At 39.1% G+C, this 19,869-nt stretch carries 13 protein-coding genes; 6 read left to right on the top strand and 7 right to left on the bottom strand.

Annotated features, from left to right (window positions below; translation table 11 throughout):
* Nucleotides 1–5: 5 nt before the first annotated feature.
* Nucleotides 6–806, top strand: a complete 801-nt coding sequence (locus VKY50_RS09200; protein ID WP_324301100.1) for a helical backbone metal receptor — start codon at nucleotides 6–8, stop codon at nucleotides 804–806.
* Nucleotides 807–1,064: 258 nt separating this feature from the next.
* On the opposite strand, the gene galB is transcribed toward VKY50_RS09200, so the two are convergent.
* Both galB and purU read right to left on the bottom strand, forming a co-directional pair.
* On the bottom strand, nucleotides 1,065–3,794 hold the full coding sequence (gene galB, locus VKY50_RS09205) for a beta-galactosidase GalB (protein WP_324301102.1): 2,730 nt from the start codon (nucleotides 3,792–3,794) through the stop codon (nucleotides 1,065–1,067).
* Between the two features lie 265 nt (nucleotides 3,795–4,059).
* Nucleotides 4,060–4,914 (bottom strand): formyltetrahydrofolate deformylase, encoded by an 855-nt coding sequence (gene purU / locus VKY50_RS09210; RefSeq protein ID WP_324301104.1) that lies wholly within the window; start codon nucleotides 4,912–4,914, stop codon nucleotides 4,060–4,062.
* A 161-nt stretch (nucleotides 4,915–5,075) separates the two neighbouring features.
* Here purU and VKY50_RS09215 point away from each other — a divergent pair, with 161 nt between their 5' ends.
* Together VKY50_RS09215 and VKY50_RS09220 are read left to right on the top strand one after the other, a co-directional pair.
* On the top strand, nucleotides 5,076–8,561 hold the full coding sequence (locus VKY50_RS09215) for a methylmalonyl-CoA mutase family protein (RefSeq protein ID WP_324301106.1): 3,486 nt from the start codon (nucleotides 5,076–5,078) through the stop codon (nucleotides 8,559–8,561).
* A gap of 75 nt (nucleotides 8,562–8,636) precedes the next feature.
* Nucleotides 8,637–10,160, top strand: coding sequence for an ATP-binding cassette domain-containing protein (locus VKY50_RS09220; RefSeq protein WP_324301108.1), 1,524 nt, complete (start codon nucleotides 8,637–8,639; stop codon nucleotides 10,158–10,160).
* On the opposite strand, the gene VKY50_RS09225 is transcribed toward VKY50_RS09220, so the two are convergent.
* Nucleotides 10,157–10,576, bottom strand: coding sequence for a hypothetical protein (locus VKY50_RS09225; RefSeq protein WP_324301110.1), 420 nt, complete (start codon nucleotides 10,574–10,576; stop codon nucleotides 10,157–10,159). The two genes, VKY50_RS09220 and VKY50_RS09225, sit on opposite strands and share 4 nt — an antisense overlap.
* A gap of 115 nt (nucleotides 10,577–10,691) precedes the next feature.
* Here VKY50_RS09225 and VKY50_RS09230 point away from each other — a divergent pair, with 115 nt between their 5' ends.
* Nucleotides 10,692–11,165 (top strand): Lrp/AsnC family transcriptional regulator, encoded by a 474-nt coding sequence (locus VKY50_RS09230; RefSeq protein WP_324301112.1) that lies wholly within the window; start codon nucleotides 10,692–10,694, stop codon nucleotides 11,163–11,165.
* Nucleotides 11,166–11,181: 16 nt separating this feature from the next.
* Here the strand turns inward: VKY50_RS09230 and VKY50_RS09235 are convergent, their stop codons facing one another.
* The gene (locus tag VKY50_RS09235; RefSeq protein WP_324301114.1) at nucleotides 11,182–11,742 is read right to left on the bottom strand and encodes a DUF1543 domain-containing protein; all 561 of its coding nucleotides are present in this window, start codon (nucleotides 11,740–11,742) and stop codon (nucleotides 11,182–11,184) included.
* 98 nt (nucleotides 11,743–11,840) lie between these two features.
* Here VKY50_RS09235 and VKY50_RS09240 point away from each other — a divergent pair, with 98 nt between their 5' ends.
* Both VKY50_RS09240 and VKY50_RS09245 read left to right on the top strand, forming a co-directional pair.
* Entirely contained in the window at nucleotides 11,841–13,208 is a 1,368-nt protein-coding gene (locus tag VKY50_RS09240) for an alpha/beta hydrolase (RefSeq protein WP_324301115.1), read from the top strand.
* Between the two features lie 54 nt (nucleotides 13,209–13,262).
* Nucleotides 13,263–13,937, top strand: a complete 675-nt coding sequence (locus tag VKY50_RS09245) for a DUF1684 domain-containing protein (RefSeq protein ID WP_324301117.1) — start codon at nucleotides 13,263–13,265, stop codon at nucleotides 13,935–13,937.
* A 91-nt stretch (nucleotides 13,938–14,028) separates the two neighbouring features.
* Here VKY50_RS09245 and VKY50_RS09250 read toward each other — a convergent pair whose 3' ends face one another.
* The 3 genes from VKY50_RS09250 to VKY50_RS09260 all read right to left on the bottom strand — a co-directional run.
* A complete protein-coding gene (locus tag VKY50_RS09250) occupies nucleotides 14,029–17,313 on the bottom strand; it encodes an amidohydrolase family protein (RefSeq protein ID WP_324301119.1) in 3,285 nt (1,094 codons plus the stop codon).
* 129 nt (nucleotides 17,314–17,442) lie between these two features.
* A complete protein-coding gene (locus tag VKY50_RS09255) occupies nucleotides 17,443–18,672 on the bottom strand; it encodes an MFS transporter (protein WP_324301121.1) in 1,230 nt (409 codons plus the stop codon).
* 696 nt (nucleotides 18,673–19,368) lie between these two features.
* A partial coding sequence (locus VKY50_RS09260; RefSeq protein WP_324301123.1) for a DUF4391 domain-containing protein occupies nucleotides 19,369–19,869 on the bottom strand: 501 nt, incomplete at its 5' end.

Below are 19,869 nucleotides of genomic sequence, written 5' to 3' on the forward strand. Positions count from 1 at the left end.
TTCTTTTGACTGATCAGCTAGGCAGATATATCGATACATCAATTCCTTTTAAAAGGATCGTCTGTCTTGTTCCATCTCAAACAGCGCTTTTGTATGATTTGGGTCTAGAGCATTTACTTGTGGGTATTACCAAATTTTGTGTTCATCCACCTCACCTTAAGGACCATCTTGCAATAGTGGGAGGTACCAAAAATATTCATTGGGATTCCCTTAAGTCCCTTAAACCCGATATTGTACTTTGTAATAAGGAGGAGAATACGCAGCAAATTGTTGCGCAATTAGAAACCTTTACCCAGGTTCATATTGCAGATATCTACACCCTGGAAGATTGTTATGAATTAATTCAGCAATATGGTGTGCTATTTAATGTAGTGCAGAAAGGGGAATGTATCATTGAACAAATTAGGGTAAGTGCAAAAGAATACCACTCCTTTCTCGCTGAAAAAACACCGGAAAAAGTAGCTTATTTGATCTGGAGAAAACCGTGGATGCTCGCTGGTGGAGATACCTTTATAAACCATATGCTTGAGGTGGCTGGCTTTGACAATGTTTTTAAAGATCTTTCAAGGTATCCCGAAGTTGAGTTGTCGGATATACAAAAATCAGCGATTGATTTCCTTTTCTTATCCTCAGAGCCCTATCCTTTTAAAGAAAAACATAAGGCAGAATTGAGGGAAGAATTTACCAATGCAGAAATTGTATTAGTTAATGGAGAATTTTTCTCGTGGTATGGGTCGCGTCTCACGAGTGCTTTTGATTATTTCAAAACATTAAAGCTACAATTAAAATCGAAAAAAGCCGACTGAAATCGGCTTTAAAACTAAACTAACTAATCTGTTCTGCTAACTCAAAACTTATTCAATGCGAAACTGATGGTGCAAATGTCAACATTAAATTTCTAGTTAGTGTTAAGGCTAAATTACCAAACGATTAAATCGAAGACTTCGTTGCCTTTTTACATACGCTGCATGTAGGCTCACTACAAGGATGAACTTAACTTCCCATCCCACTTAAATAAGAATTCTAAGAATCACCGCGTTGCTCGCAGTAGCAAGGGTGAATAATTACTGCGTTTTAATTGTTACGATATCTTTTTGTAATCCATTTGATTTAACGGTTACTTTTATGGTTCCCTTTTCTTCTAATTTAGACCGAACTATAGCCAATGCCAGGCCATTAAAAGCATTTCGTTTTTTGGAAACAAACGATGTTAGATCGGAGGGGTCTCCATTATCGGTGGCTATAATCTCTCCAGGTCCTTCAATACTGAATTCAAGCTCATTATTGGCCGTTGGAACCATTAAATCATTTTTGTCAGTTATTTGAACTGTGATATAGGATAAGTCCTTTCCGTCAGCCTTGATCGCCGGCCTATCCGCTTTTGCTGTTAGTTTGAAAGGCTTTTCAGTTGTTTTCACTATTTTTTCATCCCATTTTTCTCCATTTTTGTAGGCTATTACTTTTAATTCTCCTGGTTGATATTTTACCTCATCCCAACGCAAACGGTATTCAAATTCACCTTTTTTCTTTCTGCCAAGTGATTTTCCATTTAAAAAAAGTTCCGCTTCATCCCCAGAGGTGAACACATGAACGGGGGTGATTTTTCCCTCGCGTTGGGGCCAATTCCAATGGGGCAAAATGTGAACCATTGGCAAATCTGGTCGCCATCTGGCTTGATATAAATAATAGCGATTTTTTGGAAATCCAGCTAAGTCAATTATGCCATTATAAGAGCTTCTTGAATCATAATAAGGCGTAGGTTCCCCTAAATAATCAAAACCTGTCCATACGAATTCCCCAGCCGAATACGGGTGTTTGTCTAGTGATGCAAAAACCTTATCAGGGGAGGATCCAAAGTCTACGGCATAAAGTTCGTAAGCACTGACTTGTTGAATTTTCGAATCCCCGCCCATTCCATCGCGAATGGGTGAGCTGATCAGATCCGTTACAGGAAATAAATAGACGCCACGACTACTGGCTGCCGAGGCAGTTTCACTACTAAGGATGACTTTGTTTGGAAACTTTTTATGGTAAGGTTCATACTGTGGTTTTGTTTTAATTCTATCGGTAACATTATCAAAAATGGGATCTTGACGAATGCCCTCTCCTTGATAATTAAAACTAATGATGTCCATTACTGTTGGGAAAGGCATGTCAGATTTTGCCCAATTCATGGCGCTAGTGGTGGGCCTGGTAGGGTCTTCATCTTTAATGATGTCAGACAATTCTTTTCCAATGGCAGCTCCATCTTCACCTGTGTACTGTTCGCCCACTTCATTTCCGTAGCTCCAGATAATAATGGACGGATGATTTTTATCTCTTCGAACCATAGCTCTGGTATCAGCCTCATACCAATCTGGGAAAATTAAATGAAAGTCGTGAGGCGTTTTTTTTCGTTCCCAAGAATCGAACACTTCATTCATCACCAAGAAGCCCATTTTATCTGTCAAGTCTAAAAACCCTGGGGCTGGAGGATTATGCGCCATACGAATGGCATTTACACCCATTTCCCTTAATATTTCTAACTTCCTTTCTGCTGCACGCATATTAAATGCCGCACCGATAGCACCCAAATCATGATGTTCATTTACCCCTTGAATTTTAATTAATTTTCCATTAACTATCATACCCTGGTCGGGGTCAAGTTTGATATCCCTTATGCCGAATGTGGTTTCATACTGATCTATTGGGCCCTTTTCATTTCTTATGGAAGTTATGGCTTTATATAGATAGGGGGTTTGTGATGGGGGAGGACCCCATAGTTTTGGATTTACTACGGTGGCCGAACCTTGAATAGTTCGATTTCCTCCAGCAGAAATGCTAATGTTCTTTTGATCGATTGTAGCAATATGCGCTTGGATTTGATCATTGTTGAATTCGTATATTTTTGTCAGCACACTTATATTGGAATTGGAATCCGAATTGTTTTCTACCTTAACCTCAAGATCTATCTTTGCGGAATCTTTAGAAACATTCGAAGTGGAAACGGTTGTTCCCCAGTGTGATACATGTACTTTATTGGTTTTAGTTAACCACACATTTCTGTAAAGGCCACCCCCAGGATACCAACGGGCAGAATAATTGGGGTTATCCAATCGAATCGCCAATTGATTTTCCCCATCAAAATTAAGATAAGGTGTTAAATCCAATCGAAACGAATTATATCCATAAGGCCAACCGCCAACTAAATTTCCATTAAGCCAGACAATGGCATAAGACATGGCTCCCTCAACATCCAAATAAATGGATTTGTTAAGGTCATTTTCTGTGATATCAATTTTTCTTCTATACCATGCCACACCATTACTAGGTAAACGTCCCATTCCACCTCCAACTTCCGTATCTGCACCTTCTTGAAAGGGCCCTTTAATGGCCCAGTCATGTGGTAAATTTACACTTTCCCATTGGCTGTCATCAAAGTGTGCTTGTACAAAAGGGAAATCCTTTCCGGGGTGTCCTTTAGGGCGTTTATAGTGTTTTGTTGAATCCTTGATAAAGGCATTGGCCATTGGTAAAATATACGGTTTTAGCGCTTTTTTTGAGGTTTGTAATTTCTCGGCCTCAGTGGCTGGAGTATCAGCTTCTTTACGATCATTTGTACTCACAACCTCTGGGCGAACATCATAAAATAAATCATCTGCTTGTGCTTTTGAGGCATATTTAAAAAATTTCCATCCCTGATTGATGGATGTTCTTTCTCTTAAAGCAGTATCATTCTCTGCTTTTATGTTATTGCAACTAGTGGTAAGGAAAGCAAAAAGGAATAAGGATAAGACTATAATTCTAGGGTACATGGTTATTTAGTTGGATTAATATGGTCGAATTCAGAATTGAATTCAAGTTTTAAAATGATAAATTAATCATAATATTTAAAATAGAAGATTACTGGACAAGATTTATTGGATTTGGCCACTGCCCTATAAGGTGTGCTATTTATACAGAGGATCAATAAAAAGAGATGTTCTCTAATGCTATGCCATTTGGATCATTGTTAGATTGGAAAAATCAGGAATATGGATAAAAGCCCAAACCAATCAAAGATCCGATCGCTTCGGGCCTTTAACTAAAAATAATGGTTTTATTGTTATACACCATAGTTTTACGATCTACATGTAGTTTGATACCACGAGCTAGGACGATTTTTTCAAGATCTCTTCCTTTGGCTACCATGTCCTCAATTGAATGGGCATGCGTAACCCGGGTTACATCTTGTTCAATAATGGGTCCAGCATCCAATTCTTCGGTAACGTAATGACTGGTAGCACCGATAATTTTCACCCCTCTTCTATAGGCAGAATGGTACGGCTTGGCACCGACAAAGGCAGGTAGGAAAGAATGGTGAATGTTGATAATTTTATTCTGGTAACGCTCGATTATTGTCGGTGATATAATTTGCATATATCGGGCCAATACAATGAAATCTATTTGATGCTCCTGCAGTAGTTCCAATTGTTTTAATTGAGCCTCTTGGCGAATCTCTTTAGAATAAGGGACATGAAAAAATGGAATTTTAAATGCCTCAGCTATTGGCCTTAAATCTGGATGATTACTTATGATAAAAGGGATTTCTACATTTAATTCCCCAGAGTTATATCTTCCCAATAGGTCGTATAAGCAATGGTCGTATTTTGAAACAAAGATGGCCATTTTTGGACAGTAATCATCTGAATGCAACTGCCATTTCATTTGATAGGGCACTGCGATACGATGTTTGAATTCAGATCTAAAACTATCCAAATTAAAATTGTCTTGTGCAAATTCACTTTCGGATCTCATAAAAAAGATCCCGTTTTGCCGATCTACATGTTGATCTATATAGATGATGTTTCCATGGTTTTGATGGATGAAACTCGTTACCGATGCAATGATTCCTGAAGTATCCTTACAGTGAATAAGAATCGTAATTTTGGTCATATGAATTGTTGTTTACAAGGATAAAATTACGGTATTTTGGGGATCAAAAAATTTTACTTTGTTGTAATTGTGAATTTTTAACAAGGGTATTTTATAAACAAAATTCCTAGTTCGTTGCAAATTCTTTAAATTGCAGCTATTAATACCTCATATTTTTGAAAATGAATCAAACAAAACCATATATTCCTAAGAATAAAATAAGAATTGTAACTGCAGCCTCACTTTTCGACGGACACGATGCAGCGATCAATATCATGCGTCGAATCATCCAATCTTCTGGTGTAGAGGTGATACATTTAGGCCATGATAGAAGTGTAGAAGAGGTTGTAAACACAGCCATTGAGGAGGATGTGAATGCCATCGCAATGACTTCCTATCAGGGAGGACACAACGAATATTTTAGGTATATGTACGATCTCTTGCAAGAGAGAGGGGCGACTCACATCAAGATATTTGGAGGTGGCGGTGGTGTTATCTTGCCAGAAGAAATCAAAGAATTGATGGATTATGGGATAACTAAAATTTATGCTCCAGACGATGGTAGGGCCCTTGGTCTTCAGGGTATGATCAACCATTTGGTTGAACAATCTGATTTTCCAATTGATTCAATAGACCCTGCAAGTATTGCATCAGGACTTAAAGAGAAGGATAGTGGCGTAATTGCTAGACTGATCAGTTTAACGGAAAACAAGCATGATTTGTTCCAAGAGCTTTTCGCAGAACTAGATCTTTCTACATCTAATCAGGTGCCAGTTCTTGGCATTACAGGGACAGGAGGTTCAGGAAAAAGTAGTTTAGTAGATGAGGTGGTCAGACGATTTTTAAATGACTTTGAAGATAAAACGGTAGGAATTATCTCTGTGGATCCCTCTAAACGCAAAACTGGAGGCGCTCTTTTAGGAGATCGCATCCGAATGAATGCTATTAACGACCCCAGGGTGTATATGAGAAGTCTGGCAACACGTCAGTCTAACTTAGCGCTTTCCAAGAATGTGGCGGAGGCGGTGGAGGTTCTTAAAGCTGCAAACTTTGATTTAATAATTCTCGAGACCTCTGGGATTGGTCAAAGCGATACCGAGATTTTAGATCATTCTGATGTGTCGTTATATGTAATGACTCCGGAGTTTGGTGCCGCCACCCAATTAGAAAAAATAGATATGTTGGATTTTGCGGATCTGGTGGCCATCAATAAGTTTGATAAAAGGGGGGCTTTGGATGCGCTGCGTGATGTGAAGAAGCAATACCAACGCAACCATCTTCTGTGGGATGCCAATCCAGATGATATGCCTGTATATGGAACCATTGCTTCGCAGTTCAACGACCCTGGGATGAATCGGCTCTATATGGCGATAATGCAAGTTTTAAAAGAAAAGACGAACACTTCGCTTGATTCAGATTTCCATATCACCATGGAGAAAAGTGAAAAAACCTATGTGATTCCGCCTAATAGAACAAGGTATCTTTCTGAGATCTCCGAAAACATTCGTGATTACGATTCTAGGGTTGAACACCAAGTAGAAGTTGCCCAGAATCTTTATGGGATCTTTAAAGCCATATGCAGTATAACAAAGGTGGATCAAGCGAATCAAGAGCGCAATTATTTAACGGAAGTAGGGCTTCATGAAGGTTTGCTCAAAGAATCGATTGCTCAGGCCAGTGATACCAAATTAGTTGAATTACTGCTCGATCAATTTAATCGCGTGAAAAAAGATTTGGATCCTCACCATTGGGATATGCTCCTCCAGTGGGAGGAGAAAAAGGCACGTTACAAAAATCCGGTATACGAATTTAACGTTCGAGATAAAAAACTCCGTATTCCAACCCATACAAATACCCTGTCAGGGAGTCAGGTGCCTAAAGTTGCCTTACCAAAGTACAAGGCATGGGGAGATATATTGCGATGGGTGTTACAAGAAAATGTTCCTGGAGAATTTCCATTTACCGCTGGGTTATATCCTTTTAAACGCACTGGTGAAGACCCAACCAGGATGTTTGCTGGGGAAGGAGGGCCTGAACGCACAAACAGAAGGTTCCATTATGTAAGTTTGGGAATGGAAGCAAAACGCCTCTCTACGGCCTTCGACTCAGTAACCTTGTATGGGAACGATCCAGATATTCGACCTGATATTTACGGTAAAATTGGTAATGCTGGCGTATCTATCTGTTGTTTGGACGATGCCAAAAAGCTCTATAGTGGTTTTAACCTAGCAGACCCAATGACCTCGGTGAGTATGACAATTAATGGCCCGGCACCTATGCTACTTGGATTTTTCATGAATGCCGCCATCGATCAGCAGTGTGAACTTTATATTAAGGAAAATGGGCTAGAGCAACAGGTTTCAGATAAAATTGAGGCTCTTTATAAAGAAAAAGGACAAAAGCGCCCTACCTATCACGGTTTTTCAGTTGATGGAAGTAAACAAGACAATGGGCAGTTGCCAGAGGGCAATGACGGTCTAGGGCTAATGCTGTTAGGGGTGACGGGTGATATGGTCTTGGAGCAGGAGGTGTACAACAATATAAAAGCTCGAACATTGGCCCAAGTAAGGGGAACCGTTCAAGCAGATATACTAAAAGAAGACCAAGCGCAAAATACATGTATATTTTCCACGGAATTTGCGTTAAAATTAATGGGGGATGTCCAGAGTTATTTTATCGCTAATGAGGTTAGAAACTTTTATTCTGTTTCCATTTCTGGATATCACATCGCGGAGGCAGGAGCCAATCCAATCACACAATTAGCCTTTACCTTAGCCAATGGTTTTACCTATGTAGAGTACTATTTGAGCAGGGGTATGGATATCAATAAATTTGGTCCCAATTTATCCTTTTTCTTCTCCAATGGGGTGGATGCGGAATATGCGGTAATAGGACGTGTGGCTAGAAAAATATGGGCCAAGGCCATGCGTGATAAGTATGGTGCCAACCCGCGGTCTCAGATGTTGAAATATCACATTCAAACCTCTGGTAGGTCTTTGCATGCACAGGAGATCGATTTTAATGATATTCGTACGACCCTGCAAGCGCTATATGCTGTTTACGATAACTGTAACTCATTGCATACTAACGCTTATGATGAGGCTATTACAACACCTACAGAGGAGTCTGTTCGAAGAGCGATGGCCATACAACTTATTATTAATAAAGAATTAGGACTCACTAAAAATGAAAATCCCATACAGGGCAGTTTCATCATTGAGGAGCTCACGGATCTAGTGGAAGAAGCGGTGCTTTTAGAATTTGATAGAATTACAGAGCGAGGAGGGGTCCTGGGAGCGATGGAAACGATGTATCAACGCTCGAAAATTCAAGAAGAAAGTCTGTATTATGAAACCCTTAAGCACAAAGGCGAGTATCCTATCATAGGTGTAAATACCTTCCTAAGTAGTAAAGGTTCCTTAACCGTAATTCCAAAAGAAGTCATTCGGGCAACGGAGGCGGAAAAACAACTACAGTTGAACACTTTAGCTACTTTGCACAGTACTTTTCAGCAGGAAGCTCAAAAGGCTTTACAGGAGATTAAACAAGCAGCTATTGAAAACAACAATATATTTGAGACCTTAATGGAGGCTACTAAGTACTGTTCGCTTGGCCAAATTACCACGGCCCTTTTTGAAGTCGGTGGACAGTACAGAAGAAATATGTAGGTCTACCAGTGGAGGTCATGGCGATGGTGTGCTGAATTTTGATTACTTTCGAGGCTTAATTGAATTTACAAAAGTATGATTTCGGATTACCCTAAGCTGAGACTTGAAAAGGCCTCACTTTTATATAAAAGCACTCAGGTATTAAAGGACATTTCATTGGAGTTAACCCCTGGAGAATCACTAGCAATTATAGGGGAGTCTGGAAGTGGTAAGACTTCCCTTGCCAAACTAATATCCCAATCGGCCTATCCAACTTCAGGGGAGGTTGAAAACTCCTTTCGTACCGTGTTTGTTTCTCAACAGGACCATTTTAGTGAAATCGCAGGACTTGCTAGCACCTATTACAGTAAGCGGTATGAGTTTCACGATTATGAGAACCCTATGACGGTTCCTGGGTTTTTGCAGCAACTTTTTAAGCGGTTAGGAAATGAGCAGCGGTCCGTAGCGGAGCTGGAACTTTTAGACACCTTTAAAGTGCGGTATCTTTTGGATAGAAACCTTATGCAACTCAGTAATGGGGAACGTAAGCGACTGCAGCTAATAGCGGCCATCTTAGAGGAGCCAGAATTACTGATCATGGATCAGCCTTTTACCGGTTTAGACCTTGCAGCTCGGGTGCAATTATCGGAGTTACTTAGGCAGCTCAATAAAGAGGGGCTTAGTCTTGTAATAATTTGTGGGAAACGTGAAATTCCTGACTTTATAGATAGGGTGGTGCTTTTAAAGGATGGACAAATAGCTTTGGAGGGAAATCCACAACAAATAAGCGCATCCAACCAGAGGAATCCTATGATTAACTCAGCTATTGCGGTCGATGCTATACTGGGGCAAGAACCCGAGTACTTCGAGACCATCATCTCCATGAAAGATGTGAATGTGCAAATGAGGGGCAATCCAATTCTTATAGATATTAATTGGGAGGTAAAACAAGGGGAATGCTGGGCTTTACTTGGACACAATGGGGCGGGAAAATCGACACTTCTCAGTATGGTGACAGCCGATAATCCACAAGGCTATACGAATGATTTGATTCTCTTTGATAGGAAAAGAGGTAGTGGAGAGAGTATTTGGGATATAAAAAGTCGCATAGGCTACTTATCTCCTGAACTCCATTTATATTTTATGAGAGGTAAAGGCGTTTTGAGCAGTGTGCCTGGAATTAGTACCGATGCAAAGCCGTATAGTACCTTGAGTTGCTTGGATGTAATTATCTCGGGATACCTCGATGAAATTGGCACGGTATCGCCATCCACACCTCATCAAAGGGCAGTGGCCTATTCTTGGCTTGAAATGGTAAGGCTTACCAAACTTGAAAACACCCTCTTTTTAGATGCCTCCCTTGGGGAACAACGGGTTATATTACTCCTTAGGGCGCTCATTAAAGCTCCAGCATTATTAATTTTAGATGAGCCTTGTCAAGGCATGGATGCAGATCAAATAGACTACTTCAAAGGTTTATTGGACCATATTTGCAGTTCCAAGCATATTACCATGGTCTATGTGTCACATCAAGCCGATGAAATTCCTGAATGTGTACAAAAAGTATTGGTGCTAGAAAAAGGGAAGGTTATTGAAAATGGACCAAGAAAGAAGGTCTAGTTTTTGTTATGCAGACCAATAGCCCATTTGTCATGAAGGTGACCAAATTTCCGAACCTCTTTGCGAAGTAGGTTTAAAAACTCGCTACTTTGTTTATGAGAACTTTCTAGCTTTTCACAATAGTGAAGAATCGCCGCGGTTGTACGCTCAATGGAAGAAATAGAGGCGTGTTTTACGGTCGGGTCTGGTGAGCTTTCTGCCATGGCAATCTTTGGTGCTAGACCAAGAGAAGCCATAATTAGTTTCTCAGAAAACTGATCTGATGAACATGAAGATTTATGAAGCTCTAGTACCGATTTATCACCACGTAGAAAATCAACTATTTGACGGCTAAGCTTAAAAATTTGCAGTGCCTTGCGATAAACAGGTAACTTAGTGACATGACGTCTTTTATAATATGAATAGTGCTTTTTCATCGGTTTGCTTTCTAATCCAAAAATACTACAGATTTATGGATTTTAAATTTTGATTTTAAGGATAAATAGTTAATTTGCGTTAATAATTAAAGTAATATCCGAAATTTTATTTAAAATGAAAAATGACACCTTAAACTGGTCAATTTTAAGGCTTTTACAAGAAAATGCACGCTATACCAATGCTGAAATAGGGAGGAAAGTTGGGTTATCTTCTCCAGCGGTTGCAGAGCGAATAAAAAAAATGGAAGATTTCGGTATTATTACGGGCTATAAAGTAGCGATTAATCACATTCAGTCTGGATATCAGCTAAAGGCTTTTGTAACTTTAAAGGCATTTATGGGGAAGCTAAAACCATTTATGGAACAAGTAAAAACTTATAAAGAAGTTCGCAACTGTTATCGCATTACCGGTAATGAGAATTTATTAATGGAAGTAGTTTTAGCCGATCAGTTCCATTTGGAGGAATTTATCGATCGTTTATTGACCTATGGTGAGGTGCGAACCTCCATAGTGCTTTCAAAAGTCGTTGAGCATAATCCTATTGAACACAACAGTAGAACCTCTAGTTTTCTAGGGAAATTGCGATAAGGTTACCGCTATGTTGTTAGGGAAGATTATCGATTTTAAGGTAGCCAATATGGAGCTTGTCTTCTAATTTTTCTGAGGACTTAGTGAAACTTAGTTGATACTTTTGTTTTATGGAATCAGATAAGATTTCCTCTATGGTATAAATATCGTCAACATCCACCCCATATTTATCATCGATGTGCGATGGTGCCCCTTCAAATCCACAGTGTTTATAGAATGTAGATTCTTTGGCATTTTTAATGGCCTGGGACTTAGATTTTGTGATGGTCAGGACTTTGTAATGGTACTCCTCGAATTCGTTCTTTTTATAACCTCCTAGATTGAGGAAAAATAATTGATGAGCATCGGTGTCTTGTTCTCGTTTTTTTACCTGGATCTGGTAGCCATCCACATGGGTTACTTCCCTGTAGGCATCCACATGGATCTTGCCCTTGGCCTCGGGCCAAAATTCAATCATCTGAGGCAATAACTCCTTAAGAGAGGATCCAATCCCAAAGAATATATCATGTTGTTCGGTGAATCTTCCTTGGGGCTTACAGCCCAACATTACCATAAATAATTTTAAATCCTTTCTCATAATAGTTTTGCAAAAACACAAAGGTATTGTATTTTAACCTCAGTAAAAACGGAGTTATGTATTATTTTCAACTGCCTTAACTCTGATAGAAATTTAACATGAAAAAAATTACGTTGATCCTGTGTTTGTTAGGCGTTTACTTCTCAAATGGCCAACTTATGGATGGTGTACAAATCCCAAATTCATCAGACACCTACGCCGTTTATCTTCCTGAGCGCTATAGTGAAGTTAAAAAATGGCCAGTTATTATGGTCTTCTCCCCAGTAGGTAAAGCAATTGAGGCGGTAGAACATTTTCGAGAATCAGCTGACCGTTATGGCTATGTGATTGCCTCACCGAACGCAGTTAAAAATGGTAATTATCAAGAGAATTTACTAAGATCAAGGACGTTTTATAGTGAGGTGATCAATCGGTTTTCTATCGATAAAAATGCCATTTATTTGGCTGGATTCTCTGGTGGTGCACGTCTGGCTGTTAGTATAGCCGTGATGTCTTCACAAATTAAAGGGGTTATTGCCTCTGGGGCTTCGTTTTCAAATGTACCGGGATACATGCCCAAGGAGAACAAATTCTTTTACATTGGAATGGTCGGAGATCAGGATTTCAATTATAATGAGATGCTACAAGCCATGGATTATCTAGAGCAGAAGAAGTTTGATGCTAATTTATTAGTCTTCTCTGGAGGACATAAGTGGCCTCCAGCTAATTATATTGATAAGGCTGTTCGACTGGTAAGCGTTAAGGCGATCAATAAAGGGATCATGGAAGCAGGCAAGGACAAATTGGATGAATATTTTAAGATGGAACTCGGGTTTAACCAAGATCTAATGAACGAAAACCTCATTTATAGAGCCTATAAAGATATGGAGCTCAACCAAACGAATTATAGATTTAACATTGAAAAAGACAGTTTAAGAGACTTGGTAAAAACCATTCGAAAGCATAAAAATTTTAGAAAACAACGCAATAACTGGAATGAGATTCGAAGAATCGAGCCTTATAAATATATGGATTATTTGCGTTTCCTTCCACAAGATATTTCAAGCGGGGAATTAGAATCGATGCCTTATTGGGAACAGCAAGTGGATAGTATTAAAAATAACTTCCTCAGATCGCCTATAAGAGCGCGTAGAAATTTCGGATCAAGATTACTTAGTTTTCTGGAAGTTGCATGTGTTGAACTGGCAACCTCTTATACCTCAGATCAACAACTGGATAATTTATTGTATATCGCCATTTTACAGACCTTGATAGATGAAAAAAATTACGATGCCTACCTTCGTATACTGAGAATTACAGTTAAAAAAAGTCAATATGGAATGGCGTTGTATTATTTGGATAAAATGCTTAAAAATGGTTTTAAAGATACTCCATTGTTGGACCATCAGGACGAAATAGCATTACTAAGGATTCAGCCAGAATACAATGACCTATTAGAATCTTATGGGCTAGAGGTACGTTATTGAAATATAACTTAAATCAGAAGTTTAGTTGTAACTTTGCAGCTAAATTTAAGTATTATGAGAGTTTGGATAGTTTTAGTTTCGATTTTAATGGTGAGCTATAGCTGTAAGGATGATAAAAAATATCATGACCAAAAAACGGATACCCAAGAAAGATTAGAGGTCGAAGCTGTGGGGGGCAATAATCCATATGACCAGGCGGTGCTGTTTCAAAAGAAAATAAATGAGGAATTCTCCAATCCTGAAAGTTCTCCTTTAAAGGAGAAAGATCTTCAGAATTTTAAAGGATTGCCATTTTTCCCTATTGATACAACCTTCAGTGTTGTTGCCAAGTTGCAGCGCACGCCAAATGAACAGCCATTTTTTATGCCAACGACCACCGAGAGAATGAGCCAAGAGGTTCTCTATGGTATCGTTCGTTTTGAAATTCACGGGAAAGCCTTTGAGCTTAATGTCTATCAAAATCTTCAATTAAGAGAAACAGAAGAGTTTAAAGATTACTTGTTTTTGCCTTTCTCAGACCTCACCAACGGGGAGGAAACCTATGGAGGAGGACGTTATATAGATTTGACAATTCCTAAGGGGGATTTTATTGTAATCAATTTTAATAAGGCCTACAATCCTTACTGTGCGTATGATGAAAAATATTCTTGCCCAATCGTTCCAAAAGAAAACCACTTGGATTACGCGATAAAGGCAGGGGTAAAAGATTTTAAAAATGCTAAGTTATAAGCTTTATTTATATCTCATTTTATATTAAAACACCCTCTTGGAATGATACGAGCCAAGAGGGTGTTTTATTTATGTTCTACTTACAAAGCTTTCACTGACAGCTACAACCTGGTGCTGTAAAACTATGCGTACTTTGGTGCCAAGGGAAGGCAGCATTGCTCTTTGCGTTTTCCCAATAAAACGCACCTCTTTCTTTGGGGTGATTTCCAATTTCGTTCATATTTTCTGCCTCATACAATCTACCATTGACCATGGTATAAATGATGGTATTAGAATTGGAAATATCCTCCAATGGATCTTTTTCTAATACGATAAGATCGGCGAGTTTACCTTCCTCTAATGAACCGATTTCCTTATCCATTCCAATGTATTGAGCGCCATTGATAGTGGCTGCTTGCAGGGCTTCAAAATTGCTCATGCCCCCCATTTGCAATAGCCAAAGCTCCCAGTGGGCCCCTAAACCATGAAGTTGCCCATGAGCCCCTAGGTTTATCTTAACTCCTGCATCTGATAATCTTTTAACGGTTTGAGAAACTAGTATAGGACCATTTTCATATTCCTGATCTGGAATTTTTGTTCGGTGTCTTGACCTAGAATCTATCAGTGCTCGAGGTGTGAAATTTAAGAGTTTTTCGTTCTCCCAAACATTGGTCTTATCGTACCAATAATATTCCCCATTAATACCTCCGTAGTTGACAATTAGGGTAGGTGTGTATCCTGTATTACTTTCTCCCCATAGGGTTAGTACATCTTTGTATATAGGTGCTATCGGAATATTATGCTCCACACCAGTATGCCCATCCATTATCATCGTCATATTGTGATAGAAGGTACTTCCTCCCTCAGGGACCACATTGATGTCGTAGGCTTTGGCTGCTTGCATTATTTGCTGACGTTGTTCTCTTCGTGGTTGGTTGTAACTCTTCACTGATGTGGCACCAAAGGCTTTCGTTCGACGAATGGCAGACTTAGCGTCCTCCAAACTGTTGATCTCGGCTTTAAAGTCTCCATCGGCACCATAGAGGATAATACCAGTGGAGAAGATTCGCGGACCAACCATTTGGCCACTTTTAACCAGTTCTGCCATACTAAAAATAGTTTCACTCAATGCAGAAGGATCGTGTACTGTAGTCACACCATAGGCTAGATTTGCAAAGGATGGCCAGTGTTGTTGAGGGGTTAATCCGTAACGAAATGCGCCAATATGGGCATGTGCATCTATAATACCTGGCATGATGGTTTTACCTCGAAGATCATAAACTTTGGCATCGGTAGGAAGTACTACCTCATCTGAAGATCCTATTTTTTCGATTTTGTTCTCACGTATGACGATTGTACCATTCTCAATTATTTTATCGCCTTCCATGGTGATAATATGTGCGTTGGTAAAAGCGATAGCCCCAGTGGGAACATCGGTTACTACTTCTAGACCAATGGTGATTCCTTTTTCTGTAATTGGGCCAACTTTCTTAGGAGAACCTTCTAAGAAAGTAAATCGCTGTGAGACTTCATTGGTATAGTATTGGTCACCAAGTGTCCAATGAATCTTTTGACTATCATTTGACCAATGCAAATTCAGTCCTGCATCTTTGGAGATTTGGGTAACCGGAACGGACTTTGTTTTTGGGTCTAACTCAATAGTCTGACCTGTGGTAATAAGAGGTGCGATGTACGCTTTATGTAGATTGGTAAAGGCAATCCATTTATTATCTGGACTAGGAACTAATCTGTTAGCATATTTAGAGCTCACTAATATGCGCTCATCTTTCCCGTGGAGGTCGATGCTTTTTAGGGTTTTGGTGATACTCCCCATCATAGCCCCACCAGTTTGAATAAATACACGACTGTCATCGACATTAAATACTGGAAAATCTCCTTGATGGTAAATTCTTCTAATATTTTCTCCCTGGGCCGACATTAAATAAACTCCAGATTCTTTGCCGAAGGTGTGTCCTAAATCGTTGTTACCGCTCTTTTTTACAAAAGCAATCATTTTGCCGTCATTTGAAAATGAGGGGTTTCTGTAGATTCCCTTTTCAGTGGTTAATGCTGTTACCGATCCGTTTTTTAAGGATATCTTGCGAATAGTAGACATGTTTTTGTCGCTCCAGGTCACATAGACCAGCTGTGTTCCATCGGGTGAGAAGGAAGGTTCGAATTCAAATTCTTTGCCTTTTGTTAATCTAACGGGCTTGCCCTTGGGTAAGGTTTTTTTCCATAAGTACCCTACAGCGTGAAAGACCATAGTTTTCCCATCTGGAGAAGTGGTTGCATTTCGGATCACTTTTACCTTGAATTTATCTTGGAAAACAGGATGCTCTACTAAATGAGTATCGGCAATCCTAATGACATTATCTACCTCAAAAGGGATCTCATTAACCGTTAAATCATCAATATTAATCCTTTTAATTTTTCCTTCACTCCAGAATATTAGTTCCTTGTTATTTGGCATCCAATCAAATCCAGGATATACGCCAAAAATAGCCCAAGCCTCTTGTTGATCTTTACTTAACTGATCATAGATGGGCCATTCTTCACCAGTGTTTAAATCGTGGATAAATAGTACTGATTTGGTTCTAACACGCTTCACAAAAGCTAATAGATTGCCATCAGGAGACACCTGTGGCCTTGCAGCTCCGCCTGGTCCACCGCTAACCGTAATAGTTTTTCCTGTTTTGAAGTCGTATCGTTTGATCACATATATTTGTGAGTTCGGGTCTTTATTATATTGAAAATATCCCCCAGGATACATGTCTTCGCTGTAATATAAATAACGTCCATCAGGTGATGTACTAGGTTCATTCACATCTTGTTGATCGTTCTTCCTTTTAGTTAGTTGAAAACCTTCCTCACCGGCAATGTGGTATTGCCACATCTCACCAGCACCCAAGGATCGTGATGAAGTAAAATGTTTACGAGCGATAATAGAATGACCATCTGCGGTCCATTCGGCGTTGTTTAGCAATCTAAAACTTTCTTTTGTTAGTTGCTTAGCTTGGCTACCGTCAGCATCCATAATCCAAATATTGTCACCCCCACCTGCATCACTTGTGAATGCTATTTTCTTTCCATTAGGACTGAATCGTGGCTGTATTTCATAAGGCATTCCTGAACGAAGGGCTTTCGCTTTACCACCCGTTACTGGCATTTTGTAGATATCTCCCAATAGGTCAAATACGATGAACTTTCCATCTGGACTTACATCCAGATTCATCCATGTACCCTCATTAGTTTTTAAGGGAACTTCTTTTATTTTCCACTGATCTGTATAGGGATCAGCAACATTCCATTGCTCGTCATTTTGTTTGTTTTCTTGAGCAATAAGATACATAGGAGCTGTGCAGAGTAGCAGCATCCAAAGAAACTTTCTTAGCATAATGTATGATTTAAAACGATCAAATATACAGTTTCTTTTCTAGGGATGAAAAGCTATTTTACTACAAGGTACCATTTGATTTTAATTTCCTTTAACCAACAATGAAAAGGGATGCCAGTTCTGAAATGCTTATGGTTTATGCTGTATCGAATCTTTTTCTGCCAAGGATTTTAGATTTGGCAAGAAATAGGCAACAAGGCCTAAAAGTAGCATGAAAGAGCACAAGTAATACACAAAGTAAATATCCTTATAATCCGCTAATACACCTAAAAGGGCAGCCATGATTCCGCCAATACCAAAGGAGAGACCGTAGAACAATCCTGAAATCATTCCAATTTTTCCAGGCATGAGTTCTTGGGCATACACGATGATGGCGGGGAATGCGGAGGATAGAATAAAACCAATAATAATACTAAATGCGGAGGTTAAGAACAAACTATCGAGATAGGGCATTAATAATGCAAATGGAGCCGCACCAAGTATGGAAAACCATATAACATACTTTCGGCCATAGCGATCACCTAAGGGACCACCGAAAAAGGTTCCTATAGCTGCTGCAGCAAGAAAACCAAATAAAAACAGTTGGGAGTTTGCTACAGATACATCAAACTTCTCAATAAGGTAGAAAGTGAAGTAGCTACTTATACTTGCCATATAGATGTATTTGGAAAAAATAAGGATAAATAGAATACCCACAGATCGGTATACCATCTTTTTGGATAAGTGGGTGTTGAAGTCTTCTGTGAGCGTGTTTTTCTTTAATGATTTAAATTCCTCAAGTCTTCTCTTTGTCCAGCGCCCTGTGTAAATAAGAACCACGATGGCTACCAAGGCAAATATGGCAAAATAGGCGGCATAATTTCTTCCATAAGCGACCACAATTGCTGCTGCAATCACAGGACCGATTGCGCTACCTGTGTTTCCACCAACTTGAAATATAGATTGTGCCAAGCCTCGTTTTCCTCCTGAGGCCATGTTGGCCAATTTAGATGATTCTGGGTGGAATACTGATGATCCCGCACCAATAAGGGCTGCGGAAAGTAATATTCCAGTATAATCGGTAGCAAAGGCTATATACACAAGGCCTGCTAGGGATAAAAACATTCCAAAAGCAATGGAGTAGGGTTGTGGATGCTTATCTGTATAGGCTCCTACAAAGGGTTGGAGTATGCTCGCAGTGAATTGAAACGTTAGTTGAATTAGACCAATCTGAGCAAATGAAAGCGTAAATTCGTCTTTTAACAGTGGGTAAATAGCTGGTATTAATGATTGAATGGCGTCGTTGAGTAAATGTGCAAAACTAATTCCTATTAATATACTATATGCTGTAACGTGATTTACTTGTTTTTGAATCCCCATAATTCCTCTAAAATAGGTTATAAAAGAAACTGCAAAATTAAGAGATGTAATTCAATTTTTAAGCTAGTGTAATTAGTTTGTTTTAGGGAAACTACTAACACTCTAGTAATGAAAATATTAAAGTAATTTTGATTCGGCAATAAGAACTTAAAATTAGCCCCTTTTCAATCTTTGAACTAATCAAGGGAACAGTATTACCGTGATGTTAGTATGACCACTTCTCTTCTCTTATATTTCTAGGGTTGTTTTGTCCTGTATGGATAAAGTAATGATGCTACAGAAATAAGAATTGCTACAATAAATGTAATCACCACCTATCTGGTATAGACCCTGGCTTTTTTCAAGCAATGCTCCATCTTTGTATAAAACCGATCCTGGTGCTCTCTTTGCTTTTTCAGTTGGCTACTATGTTGCCATTAATTCAGTTTATGAAGTTAACAACTTTATTCCTTCTGAGCACGTTCAATTATGAGAGTTTGAAAAAGACTTAAAAACCGAAATAAAAACTCCTAAAGCAAATTCAATTTTTGGATTTATTTCAAGTCAAGTGCTTTGTTCAAATCATATAAATAGAAATTCTGTTCATCGTTCATGGCCACAAAAAGCCCGTTTGGAAATGTATCGTTCAATGGAACGGTGACCGCAGGGGATTTTGTTTTATATTAATAAGCGACGCTTGGTTCTTTCCACTTGACACTACCCCGCCAAATCGTCTAACTCTTTTTCCATCGCTTTCAATTTGATGTTTAAATCGACCTTTTCATTGAATTGTTTGCTTTTTGATATAGCAGATTTGAGTTTGGATATTTCTTTTTTTAACCGATCTATTTCTTGTTGGTTCTTTAGGATAGCGTCCATTGACTGTTTTCCTAAATCAGGTTTTCCGGTGAGTTGAACACAAAAGTCTTTGAATACAGCATCCAAACTACCCTTTAAATTGAAGGAAAAATTATTTTCTTCCTTATTGAACCAGTCAGAAGTGAACGTCCAATCAATTACGGCAATATTATCATTTGTAGGGTGTGGATGTTTTGAAGCGGTAGAGATGTAGGCTTCCCGGTCATGCTCCACCCAGAATACTATGTGGTATGGAATGGATTTATTGATGATTTCAAGGAGTTTAAGGATGTCTGTTTTCTGTTTGAGTTCTACCTTGAAAACCTGAACTTCTTGAATATCCTTGGCATCTAGGTTAAT

Source organism: Galbibacter sp., assembly GCF_035306585.1.
Taxonomy (GTDB): domain Bacteria; phylum Bacteroidota; class Bacteroidia; order Flavobacteriales; family Flavobacteriaceae; genus Galbibacter.